This is a genomic window from Idiomarina sp., from assembly GCF_048265525.1.
Classification (GTDB): domain Bacteria; phylum Pseudomonadota; class Gammaproteobacteria; order Enterobacterales; family Alteromonadaceae; genus Idiomarina.
Window position 1 is genome coordinate 69,661 of record NZ_JBLXBI010000006.1, and the last position, 14,352, is coordinate 84,012.

Annotated in this window: 12 protein-coding genes; 7 read left to right on the forward strand and 5 right to left on the reverse strand. The window is 47.4% G+C overall.

Features of this window, described 5'->3' with window-relative positions:
* Nucleotides 1–95: 95 nt before the first annotated feature.
* Together ACN0TF_RS12135 and ACN0TF_RS12140 are read left to right on the forward strand one after the other, a co-directional pair.
* Nucleotides 96–1,556 (forward strand): RimK family protein, encoded by a 1,461-nt coding sequence (locus ACN0TF_RS12135; RefSeq protein ID WP_417442141.1) that lies wholly within the window; start codon nucleotides 96–98, stop codon nucleotides 1,554–1,556.
* A complete protein-coding gene (locus ACN0TF_RS12140; protein ID WP_417442142.1) occupies nucleotides 1,546–2,013 on the forward strand; it encodes a GNAT family N-acetyltransferase in 468 nt (155 codons plus the stop codon). Before ACN0TF_RS12135 ends, ACN0TF_RS12140 begins: the two co-directional genes overlap by 11 nt.
* Here ACN0TF_RS12140 and glpQ read toward each other — a convergent pair.
* Together glpQ and ACN0TF_RS12150 are read right to left on the reverse strand one after the other, a co-directional pair.
* The gene (gene glpQ / locus ACN0TF_RS12145; protein WP_417442143.1) at nucleotides 1,988–3,007 is read right to left on the reverse strand and encodes a glycerophosphodiester phosphodiesterase; all 1,020 of its coding nucleotides are present in this window, start codon (nucleotides 3,005–3,007) and stop codon (nucleotides 1,988–1,990) included. The genes ACN0TF_RS12140 and glpQ overlap by 26 nt on opposite strands.
* On the reverse strand, nucleotides 3,000–4,052 hold the full coding sequence (locus ACN0TF_RS12150) for a cysteine synthase A (protein ID WP_417442144.1): 1,053 nt from the start codon (nucleotides 4,050–4,052) through the stop codon (nucleotides 3,000–3,002). The genes glpQ and ACN0TF_RS12150 overlap by 8 nt, the downstream gene beginning before the upstream one ends.
* 221 nt (nucleotides 4,053–4,273) lie before the next feature.
* Here ACN0TF_RS12150 and ACN0TF_RS12155 point away from each other — a divergent pair, with 221 nt between their 5' ends.
* From ACN0TF_RS12155 to cfa, 3 genes are all read left to right on the forward strand, one after another.
* Nucleotides 4,274–4,612, forward strand: a complete 339-nt coding sequence (locus ACN0TF_RS12155) for a P-II family nitrogen regulator (protein WP_011235392.1) — start codon at nucleotides 4,274–4,276, stop codon at nucleotides 4,610–4,612.
* Between the two features lie 10 nt (nucleotides 4,613–4,622).
* Nucleotides 4,623–5,804, forward strand: coding sequence for an ammonium transporter (locus tag ACN0TF_RS12160; RefSeq protein ID WP_417442145.1), 1,182 nt, complete (start codon nucleotides 4,623–4,625; stop codon nucleotides 5,802–5,804).
* Nucleotides 5,805–5,879: 75 nt separating this feature from the next.
* Nucleotides 5,880–6,995 (forward strand): cyclopropane fatty acyl phospholipid synthase, encoded by a 1,116-nt coding sequence (gene cfa, locus ACN0TF_RS12165; protein ID WP_417442146.1) that lies wholly within the window; start codon nucleotides 5,880–5,882, stop codon nucleotides 6,993–6,995.
* A 21-nt stretch (nucleotides 6,996–7,016) separates the two neighbouring features.
* On the opposite strand, the gene ACN0TF_RS12170 is transcribed toward cfa, so the two are convergent.
* Nucleotides 7,017–8,051: an AI-2E family transporter gene (locus ACN0TF_RS12170; protein ID WP_417442147.1), complete on the reverse strand. Its 1,035-nt coding sequence runs from the start codon at nucleotides 8,049–8,051 to the stop codon at nucleotides 7,017–7,019.
* A 111-nt stretch (nucleotides 8,052–8,162) separates the two neighbouring features.
* Here ACN0TF_RS12170 and ACN0TF_RS12175 point away from each other — a divergent pair, with 111 nt between their 5' ends.
* Both ACN0TF_RS12175 and ACN0TF_RS12180 read left to right on the forward strand, forming a co-directional pair.
* Nucleotides 8,163–9,851: an EAL domain-containing protein gene (locus ACN0TF_RS12175; protein ID WP_417442148.1), complete on the forward strand. Its 1,689-nt coding sequence runs from the start codon at nucleotides 8,163–8,165 to the stop codon at nucleotides 9,849–9,851.
* A complete protein-coding gene (locus tag ACN0TF_RS12180) occupies nucleotides 9,851–12,115 on the forward strand; it encodes an EAL domain-containing protein (RefSeq protein ID WP_417442149.1) in 2,265 nt (754 codons plus the stop codon). The genes ACN0TF_RS12175 and ACN0TF_RS12180 overlap by 1 nt, the downstream gene beginning before the upstream one ends.
* Here the strand turns inward: ACN0TF_RS12180 and ACN0TF_RS12185 are convergent.
* On the reverse strand, nucleotides 12,096–12,677 hold the full coding sequence (locus ACN0TF_RS12185) for a gamma-glutamylcyclotransferase (RefSeq protein ID WP_417442150.1): 582 nt from the start codon (nucleotides 12,675–12,677) through the stop codon (nucleotides 12,096–12,098). The two genes, ACN0TF_RS12180 and ACN0TF_RS12185, sit on opposite strands and share 20 nt — an antisense overlap.
* Nucleotides 12,678–12,706: 29 nt before the next feature.
* Complete coding sequence (locus tag ACN0TF_RS12190; protein WP_417442151.1) at nucleotides 12,707–14,260, reverse strand: methyl-accepting chemotaxis protein; 1,554 nt, start codon at nucleotides 14,258–14,260, stop codon at nucleotides 12,707–12,709.
* Between the last annotated feature and the right edge of the window lie 92 nt (nucleotides 14,261–14,352).

Genomic DNA, 14,352 nt, shown 5'->3' on the forward strand with positions numbered 1-14,352 from the left:
CGTCGTCTTTCTAATATAGTGTGAGTTGCTTTTATTACGCAAATAATAAGCAAATAACTTACATAATTTTTAACGACTTCTGAGTACTTTACGACATGCAGCAACACGTTCACCTTATCATAGATAACGCCGCCGACTGGCAGCCTTATTACCCAAGTCAAAGCCTACTCACCGCAAGTGAATACTTACAATCAGCACACTTGCAGAGTCGTTATCATGTCTTAAATTTGTGTAACGACCTATCTTACCTGTCAACCGGCTATTATGTTAGTCTGCTGGCAGAGGCTCGCGGACAAAGAGTTATGCCGTCGGTTGCGACCATTAATGATCTGACTAACTTCTCTCACTATCAGTTACTGATTAATACTGCCGACCGATCACTCACTAAATATTTGCAGAGCCGTGACGAAAAATCACTGTCATTACTGATTTGTTTTGGCTTATGCGAACAGCCTGAGCTCGCTTCTTTTGCGCGCCAAATATTTGAGCGCTACCCCTGCCCTATTTTAAAAGTTGAGCTGGAATTTAACGGCCGCTGGCATATTAACAAGCTGACATCCGGTGCACTGAATCAGTTGACTGATGAGCAGCAAAGCTTTTTTGGTAACTCACTGGATCATTTCAGTAAACGTGTGTGGCGCAAAGCGCGCACCCGCAAAGAGTACCGTTTTGATTTAGCCATTCTCTATAACCCAGACGAGGCCATTCCAACCAGCGACAAAAAAGCGCTGACACAATTTATTAAGGCCGCAAAAGAGGCCGATATTGAAGCTGAGTTGATTACGGCAAACGACTTCAACCGTCTGCTGGAGTTTGATGCGCTTTTCATCCGGGAAACCACCCGCATTAATCATTACACCTATCACTTTGCCAAGAAAGCCGAAGCCAATGGCATGGTCGTCATTGACCACCCTGACTCCATTGTTAAATGTGCCAATAAGGTGTTCTTAAAAGAGTTACTGGATAAACATAAGGTGGCAACGCCGAAAACAGAACTCTTGTTAAGCCAGTCAGAAATTGACTACCAGGCCATAGGCGAGCGCTTAGGTTACCCTGTTGTACTGAAAATTCCTGACGGTTCATTTTCTATTGGCGTGGAAAAAGCAGAAGACTTAGCCCAGTTTAAAAAAGTGGCAACGGAGCTTTTTAATCAATCCACTATACTGCTGGCACAAGAGTATATGAGAACCGACTACGACTGGCGTATTGGCGTGCTGAATAACCGACCCATTTATGCTTGTCAGTACTTTATGGCACGCAACCATTGGCAAATTTATAACCACAGCGAGTCCTCTTCGCGGGGTAAAAGTGGTTCTTTCGCCACGTTGGGCGTGCATCAGGCTCCTAAAGATGTGGTACGGCTAGCATTACAGGCAACTCGCTTAATTGGAGACGGCCTGTACGGTGTGGATATTAAACAAACATCACAAGGCCCGGTGGTTATTGAAATTAATGACAACCCGTCAATTGAGTCTGGTGTGGAAGACAAACACTTAGGTTATGAACTTTACCGGCTGATTATGGCTGATTTTGGACGACGCCTGGATGAGTACTGAGTTTTGCATTGAGCGGGCAAACAAGAATGACCTTGAACAATTAGTCTCTTTAGAACGTGCGACTTTTAATTACAGCTGTATTAGCCGTCGCAGTTTTAAGCGGGTAATTGAGTCCAGCCACAATTACTGCTGGGTAGCACGTTCAGGTAATGATTTAGCCGGGTACGCTATTGCCTTTACCCGGCGTAACAGCAAAGTATGGCGCTTATACTCCATAGCCGTAGCTCAGAGCTTTCGCGGCTTAGGAGTTGGTAATTTGCTAATGAACAAGATACTGAGCGAGGCGAAAACCGGCGGCGCTAATGCCATGTCGCTGGAAGTGAAAAGCGACAACAAGGCCGCTATTCACTGGTATCAAAGCTGTGGTTTCGAAACCATCGATATTCTGCCGGAATACTACGATGACGGCAGCGACGGTTTCAAAATGCGCTTTACTTTTTATCCGGAAAGTCAGTAAATACGCCTTCTACGCCAGCTTGTTTTAACCACTGTCGTAATTGCCCATGAGACTCCACGCCTTTGGGTAAGTCGTCAGCCCGCAAGGTATAAACATGAACATCCAGACCTTTCTCTTCCGCTGACTTTAAAACACTGTCCCATTCAGGCTCACCGCTCTCCGACACTCCGGTTAATACGTGGTTTACCCACAAGCCGACACCTTCAGCGTAGCTTTTTACTGACTCCAGCCCGGCGCCGGTGCGCATCGCACTGTAATCAATATCAGTCTCTCCCCACTCATTGTCACCCACCAGTTGAATTAACGGAAAGTCCCAGTTAAATTCACGCTTTAAGCGACGTAACACTTCCGGGTCAAAAGACTGCAGATAAATCGGTGTTGGGCGTTTGTCGTGGTAGCCGTTGTGAGCCAGAACAGACATCACCGCAGAAGTAATATCGTATCCCTGCTGCCGGTACCAGCGCGGCGACTTCAGCTCAACATAAATACCCGTCGACATATCCCGAACGCGGTTCAGTTCCTGAATCAGTTTGATTTCCTCATCCAGCGTTTGTATCGGAAAGTGAACGTCAGGGTGAGAAAATCGCTTAGGATAAACCAGTTCATAATCTCTATGCCGGGCAACAATGGTTAATTGCTTAAGCTCTTCGAGCGAAAAATCCACCACATAGTATTTGCCATCAGGACGATGTTTTTCCGGGAACACTTCCGACACATTGGTCACATGATCCAGAATTTCATCATGCAGAACCACCGGAACACCATCGCGGCTCAGTTGCACGTCCTGCTCTATATAATCCGCTCCCAGACCATGAGCCATAACGGTGCTGGCCTGAGTGTGCTCGGGTAAATAACCGGATGCCCCACGATGCGCAATATCCAGAAACTGCGGAACTTTAAGGTCATGGAACGGTGCATCCGGCGTCTCGTCCTGCGCCTGAACTGCGGTTGCTGACACCAATAAAAACAAACACCCAAAAATACGTTTAGTCATTGTTCCAGTTAACCTCTAATACCTTATCGCCAAGCTCGCGATAACGCTTCATTAATACGTCAATAGGTTCCGGGTCAGGGTTTAACCCGCGTCCGCGCAAATATTCCGGGTTGTACAGCTTACTCACCGAACGTTCACCCAAGTCACAGGAGAAGGTCACAATACGATGTCCCGGACCTTTTCGTAAAGCCGCAGCCAATGCGCCAGCAACGTTCAGCGCCGAGCTACTCCCAAGAACAATACCATCTTCGTCTCTGATATAACGTGACAAAGTCACTAAATCTTGATCGGGCAAATTAACCGCGTGATCAATACGTGCCTGGCGGAAATTATCGACTAGCCGCATAATGCCGATGCCCTCAGTCATTGAGCCGCCACTAGACACATATTCGCCACTGCGTAAAAACTCGTAGATACCGGAACCATCCGGGTCAACCACCCAAACATCCAGCTCCGGATTCTGCTCTTTTAAGAAACGTGAGTTACCGCCAATGGTGCCGCCCGTTCCAGCCACAGACACTAAAACGTCTATTTTGCCTCCGGTTTGTTCCCATATTTCGGGTCCGGTGTGAAGGTAGTGCGCCCGGGCGTTACTGGTGTTTTCAAACTGGTTAGCCCACCAGCAGTCATCGCGTTCTTCCGCTACACGGCGGGCTGTATGGTAAAAGTGGTTTTCATTTTTAAAGGGGACCGGGTCAACCGCCATCAGTTCACCGCCATGCAAGCGGATCATTCGCTCTTTTTCCGGTGTCTGGTCATTGGGCATGACCGCTAACATACGCAAGCCGTAAGACTTTGCCACAACGGCAAGACCGATACCGGTATTCCCGGCAGTGCCTTCAACCACCGTCATACCCGGCTTTAATTCGCCGCGTTCCATAGCATCATCAATCAGTTGCTTAGCCGCGCGATCTTTAATGGAGCCGCCCGGGTTCTGGAACTCACATTTAATAAAAATATCGCATCCGGTTAAATCAGACAGCGACGGTATACGAAGTAAATCCGTCTGCCCGATAAGATCGCTCTGCCGCGCGCCAACTCTCATGCCACTGCACCTTTAATCATTCGCTACTGTAGGTAAATAGTATCTCCCCTGTACCCTTTTGGTTCAATAGCACTTTTGGTGCAATGCACAGAAGGAGAGCACGTTTTTTGTGCAAAAAAATCACGAAAATATTATTTATCCATAAATATCAGTTGGTTAAATTCTGGCACGCTTCATGAAGTAAAAGGGTTGCTTAACAATATTTTAATAAGGAAAGCACCATGAAAATGCTCGTTGCGTTAATCAAACCCTTCAAACTGGAGGATGTGAAGCAAGCGCTGTTTGAAATTGGCTGCAAAGGCCTGACAGTGACTGAAGTCCGGGGAGTAGGACGTCAAAAGGGGCATACCGAACTGTACCGGGGCGCCGAATATCAAGTCGACTTCCTTCCCAAAATGAAAATTGAACTGGCTGTTCCCGACGAAACCGTCGAACGTGCTCTGGAAGTGGTCATTGCCGCTGCTCATACCGGCAATATCGGCGACGGAAAAATATTCGTTATGCCGCTGGAGCAATGCGTTCGCATACGCACCGGCGAAACCGACCAAGACGCCCTTTAAGGAGCCCATCATGGAAGCACAAAACTTACAACAACTCACTTTCGCGGTAGACACCTTTTACTTACTCATATCCGGGGCGCTGGTTATGTGGATGGCAGCCGGATTTTCCATGCTGGAAGCGGGTCTGGTCAGAAGCAAAAATACCACGGAAATTCTGACCAAAAACATCGCGCTCTACGCTATTGCCTGTATTACCTATCTGGTTATCGGTTACTCGGTGATGTACCCAGACCCATCGACTTCGGCTTACGCTGCCGACGCCAACTTTTTCTTCCAGATGGTGTTCGTTGCCACTGCTATGTCGATAGTCTCTGGTGCCGTTGCCGAACGTATGAAACTCATGAGCTTTCTCGTATTTTGCGTCGTGCTTAGTGCGGTCATATATCCAGTGCAGGGCTTATGGACCTGGGGTGGTGGAATGCTGACTGAATGGGGCTTTGTCGACTTTGCCGGCTCCAGCATTGTGCATTTAACCGGTGCATCAGCGGCGCTTGCCGCGGTTCTTTTACTGGGCCCGCGCTCCGGTAAATACCTGAGTGACGGCAGTATCAATGCGTTACCCGGCTCTAATATGCCACTGGCAGCACTGGGTACCTTTATTCTCTGGTTTGGCTGGTTTGGTTTTAACGGCGGTTCGCAGTTAGCGCTAAGCACCGTTGACGACGCCAATGCCATAGCCCGCGCCATGGTAAACACGAACACCTCGGCCGCAGCTGGTACTATCGCCACTCTGCTGTTTACTAAGTTGCTGTGGAAAAAAGCCGATTTAACCATGATTTTGAACGGTGCCTTAGCCGGACTGGTAGCCATTACTGCGCAACCGGTCACTCCGGAGCCCTGGCTTGCCGGCGTTATTGGGTTTATTGCGGGGCTTATTGTCGTGTTGTCCATTATTGGGCTGGATAAACTCCACATTGACGATCCGGTCGGTGCTATTTCAGTGCACGGTGTAGTCGGTATTTTCGGCACTCTTGTGGTTCCGCTCAGCGATGACGGTGCCAGCTTTCTTATTCAGTTAGCCGGTGTCGGTACCATTTTCTGCTGGGTGTTTTTCAGTAGTCTTATTGTCTGGGCTATACTGAAGCTAATACTGGGCATTCGTGTAACTAAAGAGCAGGAATATATCGGCTTAGATCAAGTCGATTGCGGCGTTGAAGCCTACCCTGAGTTTACGTCGAAAAAAGACGGGTAAAAGGCTCTTTATTGCCAGTTTCGCCCATTCTTGATAACGTTTTTAACCATCATTTTCCGGAATGGGCGAACAAATATGTCGACATCACGAGAGTATGTTGAAGAGCTTTTAGCGAAAGCAGATATCCGCATTAACGGTGACAGAGCCTGGGATATGCAGGTTCACGATGAAACCGTATTTGATCAGGCACTTTCGCGCGGTAATCTTGGCTTGGGTGAATCCTATATGGCTCGTTTGTGGGATGCCGAATCACTTGACCAGTTTTTCTTCCAGCTACTGCGCTCCGGCATTCAGGATGAAGTTAACCCCGCCCGCCTTATTTTTCATTCCTTAAAAAGCCGAGTCTTCAACTTACAAAGTAAATCCAAAGCCTGGGAAGTTGGTCAGCATCATTACGACATGGGCAATGACCTTTATCAGTCTATGCTTGATGAGCGTATGGTTTACACCTGTGGTTACTGGGAAAAAGCCAAAGACGTTGACGAAGCACAACGACATAAACTTGAACTGTGCTGTAAAAAGCTGGGACTGAAGCCTGGCATGCGCGTTCTTGATATTGGCTGTGGCTGGGGCAGCTTCATGCAGTATGCCGCTGAAAACTACGGTGTCGAATGTGTTGGTGTCACTATATCCAAAGAGCAGGTAGCCCTTGGCAAGGAGCGCTGTAAAGGCCTTCCGGTAGAGTTCCGGTTACAGGACTATCGCGAGCTGGACGAGCAGTTTGACCGCGTTATCAGCTTAGGCATGTTCGAGCATGTCGGTCAGAAAAACTACGACGACTATATGGATGTCGCTCTGCGCTGCACCAAAGAGGACGGCCTGTTCCTGCTGCACACTATAGGTAAAAATGTCAGTGACACCGCAGCCGACCCGTGGATCAGCAAGTACATTTTCCCGAATGGCGAAATTCCGTCTATTTCACAAATAGGAACGGCACTGGAAGAAAAGTTTGTCTGCGAAGACCTGCACAACTTCGGTGCCGATTACGATAAAACCTTAGTGGCCTGGTTTGAGAATTTCGATAAGGCCTGGCCGTCTATTAAGTCACAGTTTGATGACGAATTTTACCGTATGTGGAAATATTATTTGCTGTCCTGCGCAGGTGCGTTCCGTGCACGCGACATTCAGTTGTGGCAATGGGTGTTATCTCCTAAGGGCAGGGTTGGAGGATATTTACGGCCTCAACTTTAAGAGGCCGTATTAACCCGGCCGCTAAAATTCTGTCATAAAGATATTCCAGAAGACCAAAAACAGGGCTGCAATCAGCGGCCCTAAAACAAACCCGGTAATACCAAACAACGACATACCACCTAAAGTAGAAAACAGCACCAAATAATCCGGTAACTTAGTATCACGCCCCACCAGAATTGGGCGCAGTACGTTGTCGGCCAGACCAATCACTATTGCGCCGTAGCCGACGAGTATGGTGGCGGCTATCCAGCTGCCTGTCGCGTACAAATAAATAGATACCGGTAACCATACCAAACTGGCACCAACCGCCGGAATTAACGACAAGAAAGCCATGACGACACCCCATAGCAGGGCTCCTGGAATACCCAGCAAGGCGAAAATTATGCCACCTAATGCCCCCTGAACTATGGCAACAACAATGTTTCCTTTCACTGTCGCCCGGGTCACACCAGCAAACTTACTAAAAAGCATGCGCTCGCGCTCATCACCCAGAGGTAATGCTTTCACCATCAGGTTAATTAAAGACTGCCCGTCTCTTAGCAGAAAAAAGGTTAGATAAATCATCAACCCCAGACTGATAAGAAAAGAAAAAGTATTTTGGCCAAAGGCTAACGCCTCTTCGGCTAAGAATTTACTGCCGCTGGCTGCGCCCGAAGATATTTTTTCCCGCACGTCGCTGGCTTTAATATCAAACTGAGCAAGCAAGTCACTAATAACCGGAAACGCTTTTTGAACGTCATCAAAGAGCTTACCCGGGTTAATCTTGCCTTCGTCCAGCCGCTGATAAAAGCTGACACCTTCCTGCACAAAGGAGTATGAAATACCCAGCCCTGGGATCACCACTATAACCAATGCAATTAGCAAGGTTACAAGAGCTGCCCTATTGGGTTTGTTTCCAAATTTATTTTTCAGTTTTTGCTGTAGCGGATAAAAAATAACAGCCACCACACAAGCCCAAAAAATGGCGCCCCAAAACGGTATAAGTACCCAGGCAAAGGCGATACTGACTAAAACCATTGTCAGTAAAAATGCCCGCCGTTCTAAAGATTCCCGCATAGCTCGTTCCTTGATGTTAATGATTCTCGGCTCAAATACTTGACAGAAGTTAAGATTGATAACAACCTCAAGATAGCTAACTGCCTAATTTATCACAACTGATAAGAATAAATGCCTAAATCAGAAGACCCAAACAGCTTTACCAGCTGGCTCAAAGAAAGTGTCGTCAACTTCACGGAGATGAACGCCGAAAAGCAGGTGTTCATGGGCTTCGTGTTGGCGATACTTATTGCGGCAATTATCAAAGTCATTGAGATAACAGGCGGGCTTCCGAGTCTTTACGAACACCTACTTTACTTTCCCTTAATTTTTGCCGGTTTATTGCTGGGGTCACGCATTGGTGCTTTAGCTGGTTTCATGTGTGGCTTATTACTCAGCCCCTTTTCTTTTTCCGAGTCGCTGATAAGCGGCAACGAAATTGTCGGCGGCTGGATGCTCCGTATGGTTGCTTATACTCTTGTAGCCACTATGGCGGGGATGGTTGCCAAAGTCATAAAAGAATTAAGCGGCGCCGAGCAAACGGCCAAATTCAAATATCAGGGAACCAACCTTCCCAACATCAACGCTCTGTTAAAGCAACTAGAAAGCATTGGTCATAGAAAGGGCAGTTCTCCCGATGACCTGGTCGATATTTTCAACTTCCGCTTGCAGAATATGGATAAAATTCAACAGCAAGTCGGAAGCGAAAAAGCCAACGAACTGGTTAAGCAAATGGCTGTTCAACTGAAAAAACTCCTTGGAGACCAGGTTCAGGTTGGTCAGACATCAAGAAATGAGCTGGTTGGGGTTCGCTCTGAGGCTGAAGAAAACTCAAAAGAACTGCAACAAAAAATAGAAAGCTTTTTGGAGAAGCCCATAGTCATTGATGGTGTTTCTTATCAGATGGACAGCACCGCCGGTGTGCTCAGGGTGAAAAACGAACAACTTAAAGAAGACCACCAGAAAGTTTTCGACGAAGCTCAGTCACATGCCTTCAACGCTTTTCAAAAGAAACAACAGTTTTCGTTTCTGGAGCAAAATGAAGCTATTGACCAAATTGAAGAGGTCACTTTTTCGCGCCAGTTTAGCGAGGCAATGAAAAATAACGATATTCAGCTTTACTATCAGCCTCGCCTGAATACCAACTCTGGCTACTTTTCCGTGCTGGAAGTTTCAGCCAAATGGGTGCACCCCAAGCGCGGCAGTATGAGTTTAGAAGAGTTTAAACCAATGATAGAAGAGGCTTCTTTAACTCAGCAATTTACGTCATGGATTATTCAACGCACCTTTAAAGACCTGCGGGTATGGCAAAAACAAAAAGTGACTGTCCGCGTCGCTATTAACGTGACCATTAATGACATTGTTGACCCGCTTGTACTCAATGTTTTAGCGCACGAACTGCAGGAAACCAAATTTCCGGCACAGAATATTAATATAGAGGTCAGTGAGCGAGCCTTAATGTCACTTTCCGACAAATCGAAACGCTATCTGGAACGTCTACGCAGCATTGGCTGTAATGTTATTGCCTCGCATTTTGGGGAAGGCCGCTCCACTATACAGTCACTTTTTGTGTTACCTGTAGATGCAGTAAAACTTTCTGAGGAATTAGTGCAAAAAGCCACTTCCCATAGCGATCAAAAAAGAGAATTAGCCTCTATGGTCAAAATGGCCAGAGCGCGAGGCTTAACAACCATAGCTACGGGCATCAATGATCGCGCTAAGCTGCTACTGTTAAAGCAAATAGGATGTGAAGAATTACAAGGTTCCATTCTCAGTAAGTCATTGAAAAAGTCAGAAATACCCTGGGCACGGATACGATAATGAGAGATGAAAGAGAGTTAACACTGCATCGGGCGTCGCGTAAACGCTTTTTCAAACGGCCGGAAGTTATTCTGGCGCTCTGCTATATTATAGCCGCTATCATCTGGGAAATAGGTGCTAAAACCTTAATCCCTAAGCTACCGTTGGAAGCCGGCACAAAAAGCACCTTAATTCAATGGGAGCCCTGGGCGTTTGTCGCACTATCCGTGGTGTTTCTGTTTTTCTTTATTCGCCGCATTTGGTTCTTAAGGTTTAAAAAGTCTCGTGAGTTACTGCATAGCTATCTGGGCAACAGCCCAACCGTGCACTACGAGCTTAGGGCTCTCGATTCAGGCTTCTGCGTCGACTGGGTAAGCACAAACTGCGAACGTATTCTTGGGTACTCAACAGAAGAGGTAATGGCGCCGGGCTGGTGGCTCAACAACATTCACCCTAACGACGTAAAAACCGTGAAGAAAACGGCTTTACGAGGCTTTGAAGAAGAGCAGTTTGTTTGTGAATATCGTTTTCGTCACCAGCAGGGACATTACGTTTGGGTGAGAGACGAGGTACGTCGTAGCAGTCAGAAGCCTCTACGTTTTCAGGGCTCATGGACAAATATTTCTACCGACTACTACGATACCCCCAGCATTAATTCCGGGAAGAACTCGGAGCTCGAGGTATTATCAGGCATCGCACTACTGGATGAGCACCGCCGAATAATAGCTATTGATACGCCATTTACCGACATTTCCGGCTTAAAAGAATCGGGGTGTCTGAATTCAAAACTTGAGGAATTGCTGGCAGCAACGGAAATTGATGAAACTAACGAAAACTTCCCCTGTAACCAGAGTATTCTGATTGTCGGTCGTAATACGGATAAACAACGTTACTCTGCCATTTTAACCGTTCGTGAAGCCCCGGCTAGTTTCCCCGGGGAAGCTGCCTACATTGCAACCCTAAACGATGTCACGCGGATGAAATTGCAACAGCGGCAGTTACAAAAGCTGGCCTTTTTTAACGACTTAACCGGCTTACCTAACAGCAACTCGCTGGCACTGGATTTAACCCGGTTATTAGATGAATTGCCCAGCGACAGGTTGGCTGCCGTCATTGTAATGAACGTTAATCATTTCCATCAGGTGAATGACCAGTATGGCCATCATATTGGCGATAAAATTTTACAACGCCTGGCGCTTAGACTAAAAAAAGCCGTTCCCTTCGGTACCAAACTTTATAACCTTGGTGGTGATGAATTTGCCGTCGTTTTGAATCATATTGTTGAATACATCGATATTCAGAACATCATCTTGCAAATTCAGGCCGCGTACGAACCGCCATTCATATTGTCGGACAACCAGCGGCAAGTGCAACTGGCTGCCAGTATTGGTGCCAGCGTTTATCCACTCGACGGCTACGATGCCGAAAAGCTCCTCGCTCAGGCCAATTTGGCAATGAACTCAGCTAAGGACGAGCACAATGAAAGCAACACCTACTTTAAACAAGAACTGGAAACCCGCTCTTACGATGAAATCCAATTAGAAGAAGATGTCCGCAGCGTGTTGCAGACCGAGCAAATGCAATTGGTTTATCAACCCGTACTCAACATGCAAAAGCAGGTAGTAGGCGTTGAGGCATTACTACGTTGGGAACACCCCGACCTTGGCACATTAAAACCCGACCAGTTCCTGCCACAGTTTGATGCCAATGGCATGTTGGACACCCTGGGAGTATGGGTGGTTGAACAGGTTATCGAGCAAATTGATCTCTGGCAGGAGCAAAACACCGTTCCGGGAAAAGTCGGTATTAATTTGGCAACCGAGCAAATTTCTCAGCAACTTTATCAGACAGTCAGCCAGTTTGTTAAACACAACCCGGAACTAGCGGAAAAGCTTGAATTTGATTTAAGTGAGAGCAGCTTACAAGAACCGCTGCCGGACACTCTGGAAATTATTGAGAAGTTACATCAGCTAGGTATAACTCTGGTGATTGACCGGTTCGGCAAAGGTATTGCCAGTATGCTGCATTTGAAAAATATGCCGGTCAGTAAAATTAAAATAGAGAGAGAGTTTATTCGCGACCTTGATACTAACGCGCGCTCGCGCAGTTTAGTGCGAGCAGTTATTCGCATGACCTCTGAATTGGGACTGGAAGTACAGGCGGTAGGCGTAGAAAAGCAAACTCAGTTAGATACACTGGCCGAATTTGGCTGCCATTACTGGCAGGGCGAGCTCTATAAGTTACCGCAAACCGCCGACACGGTATTTATTCAGGACAGAGATTAGCCTGGTCTGCCATTAAAGCCTCATAAACCTGCGTAATATGCGGGTCATTGACATCCAGCTGTTGTAGCGCCAGCTGTAACTTGACCAGGTATTCGGCATTGGGTCCGCTGGGGCCGGACGAACGGGCTATATGGCTGGCAATTTCCGAAGCCGGAGCCTCGCCAAGAAACGCTTCGTTGTCTTCTGTTGCAATATAAACAAGGCCTTCTTGTTGGCTGCCGTCACGAAAACTCATAGGCGTCGTGAACCTTAAGTAACCGTTTTTCTCACGATGGTCTAAATGCTCAAACACATCGGGTGAGACTTTGTAGGCCATTCCGGTGCACTCTTCACCCGGCGTTTCTGTTAAAGTCAGTACCCTGCCCGGAGCTTCGGGTGTACCCCGATGGTCGTGCGACCCTTGCCAGAAACGTCGTGACCATCCTTGTATTGAGGCAGCCGCCCGTTCCAGATATGGAAAGTCGACTTTATAAATCAGTGAGCCATAACCAAATAACCAGACAGCCTCCAGGCCACTTAAATCCTGCCGCTCTTTATTCATTGCAATGGTATCGTGTGACATACTGCTCAGCCTCAATGTCGCCTGAATATCTACAGCGGCTTGTAGCCGATACGGAAGCCGCCCCAATGTTTTCCATTTACGTAAACGGGTACCGATAAGTCGTGCATAACCTCGCCAGTATCGCGTTTGTAGGTCTGTAACAATAACGTTTGCGTGTGAGCTCCGCAACGTGCCCCGGTTTTATCATTAAATAGCCGACGCGAGCGGTTGCCGACCAAATCTTTTTTCGGGTCACCCGTTAACGGCTTATTAAACGCATCGTTGTGCCGCGCGACATAGCCTTTCGGGTCAGTGGCAATAGCGTAAATAATGTGTTCATGCCGCTTCAGAATAGGTTCCTGAATAGCGGGTAATATACTCTCGAAAAACTCCGTGTAAGGTGTCTTGTATTTTACCGGCTCGGTTCCGGGAACCGCCTGGTAGTCTCGGGAAAACAGTTGAGTTGACGTCAGCTCACCTTGCTCAATAGTCTGTTCTAAACGCTGCCCAATTTGTTTAGCAGCGTCGGTTGCGGCCTGGTAAATCACTCTATGTTCAGCGTCCGCATCATTTTCAACCAAGTGCGCGAATAATTGCTCCGACTGCAGCTCCAGTTGCTCGGCCTGCCCGCTTACGTCATCCAGTTGTTGGTACTGTTCAGATAAGTCTGAGTTTACAGAATGCAGAAGCTCACCATTACGGGAAAGATCCTCTGCGTTCTCACCCATTAACCCCGTAATTTTTTGTAATTGCTGTTCCACCGTTTCAGCTTGTTCCACAATACTGGCCAGTTGTTCAACAATGCCCACGGTTGTCTCCGACTGCTGCTCAATGTGCTTTGACAGTTGCTCAATATTATTGACCGCGACCGTGGTTTCATTATGAATCGCTTCCACTAAATTACTCACTTCCACGGTTGCATCCGAAGTTCGCCCGGCCAGCGTTCTTACTTCGTCGGCCACAACCGCAAAGCCGCGACCATGTTCACCTGCGCGCGCCGACTCTATCGATGCATTCAGCGCCAGCAAGTTGGTTTGCTCCGCAATACTGTCAATAACCTGGGTCACTTTACGAATATCATCGGCTTTAGCCTGCAGACCTCTGACCGCTTCAGCACTTTCTCGGCTGTCCGCTACTACCAGAGCTATCTTCTGAGTGAGTTGCTTTATTCTTTCGCGGCCTTCGTGGCTTATCTGCTTGGTTTGCTCTGCCGCAACAGCCACTTCCGATGAAAAGCTTTCTATTCCCTTCGCCCGTTCGCTAACCCGTGACGAGTTATCCACACTTTCTTTCAAACGCTCGACAATATCTGCCAAAACGGTTTTAAAACGGTTTATCGCAAAACTAAGCTCTGCCGTTGCTATTGCATTTTTACCGGAGTTTTCGGCCAACTGATCCGTGCCGTCCCCCTCAGAGGGCTCTTCATCATCCGCTATTCTGGCGGCACTAAAATAACGGGCATAAAACCAGCTCAAGGCAATGAATAATAAGCTTTGCAGACATAACTGCAGCCACAACCAGGGCACAAAAGAAAGGACAAGGACACCGGCGGCTATTGCCAAAGCCGTTATCAATAAAGGAGGTTTCACATCAACTGTGGACATTTATCTGCTTCCATAAGGCGTAAAAAACGCAACGTACCATGTATAATTATCGAACAGTTTCTATGAAACTTTATGGTGCTGCACTACGACCT

Bases quoted from the DNA above. Each gene is read 5' to 3' on its own strand.
- ACN0TF_RS12135 (WP_417442141.1), top strand. From the start codon at position 96: ATGCAGCAACACGTTCACCTTATCATAGATAACGCCGCCGACTGGCAG.
- ACN0TF_RS12140 (WP_417442142.1), top strand. From the start codon at position 1,546: ATGAGTACTGAGTTTTGCATTGAGCGGGCAAACAAGAATGACCTTGAA.
- glpQ (WP_417442143.1), bottom strand. From the start codon at position 3,007: ATGACTAAACGTATTTTTGGGTGTTTGTTTTTATTGGTGTCAGCAACC.
- ACN0TF_RS12150 (WP_417442144.1), bottom strand. From the start codon at position 4,052: ATGAGAGTTGGCGCGCGGCAGAGCGATCTTATCGGGCAGACGGATTTA.
- ACN0TF_RS12155 (WP_011235392.1), top strand. From the start codon at position 4,274: ATGAAAATGCTCGTTGCGTTAATCAAACCCTTCAAACTGGAGGATGTG.
- ACN0TF_RS12160 (WP_417442145.1), top strand. From the start codon at position 4,623: ATGGAAGCACAAAACTTACAACAACTCACTTTCGCGGTAGACACCTTT.
- cfa (WP_417442146.1), top strand. From the start codon at position 5,880: ATGTCGACATCACGAGAGTATGTTGAAGAGCTTTTAGCGAAAGCAGAT.
- ACN0TF_RS12170 (WP_417442147.1), bottom strand. From the start codon at position 8,051: ATGCGGGAATCTTTAGAACGGCGGGCATTTTTACTGACAATGGTTTTA.
- ACN0TF_RS12175 (WP_417442148.1), top strand. From the start codon at position 8,163: ATGCCTAAATCAGAAGACCCAAACAGCTTTACCAGCTGGCTCAAAGAA.
- ACN0TF_RS12180 (WP_417442149.1), top strand. From the start codon at position 9,851: ATGAGAGATGAAAGAGAGTTAACACTGCATCGGGCGTCGCGTAAACGC.
- ACN0TF_RS12185 (WP_417442150.1), bottom strand. From the start codon at position 12,677: ATGTCACACGATACCATTGCAATGAATAAAGAGCGGCAGGATTTAAGT.
- ACN0TF_RS12190 (WP_417442151.1), bottom strand. From the start codon at position 14,260: ATGTCCACAGTTGATGTGAAACCTCCTTTATTGATAACGGCTTTGGCA.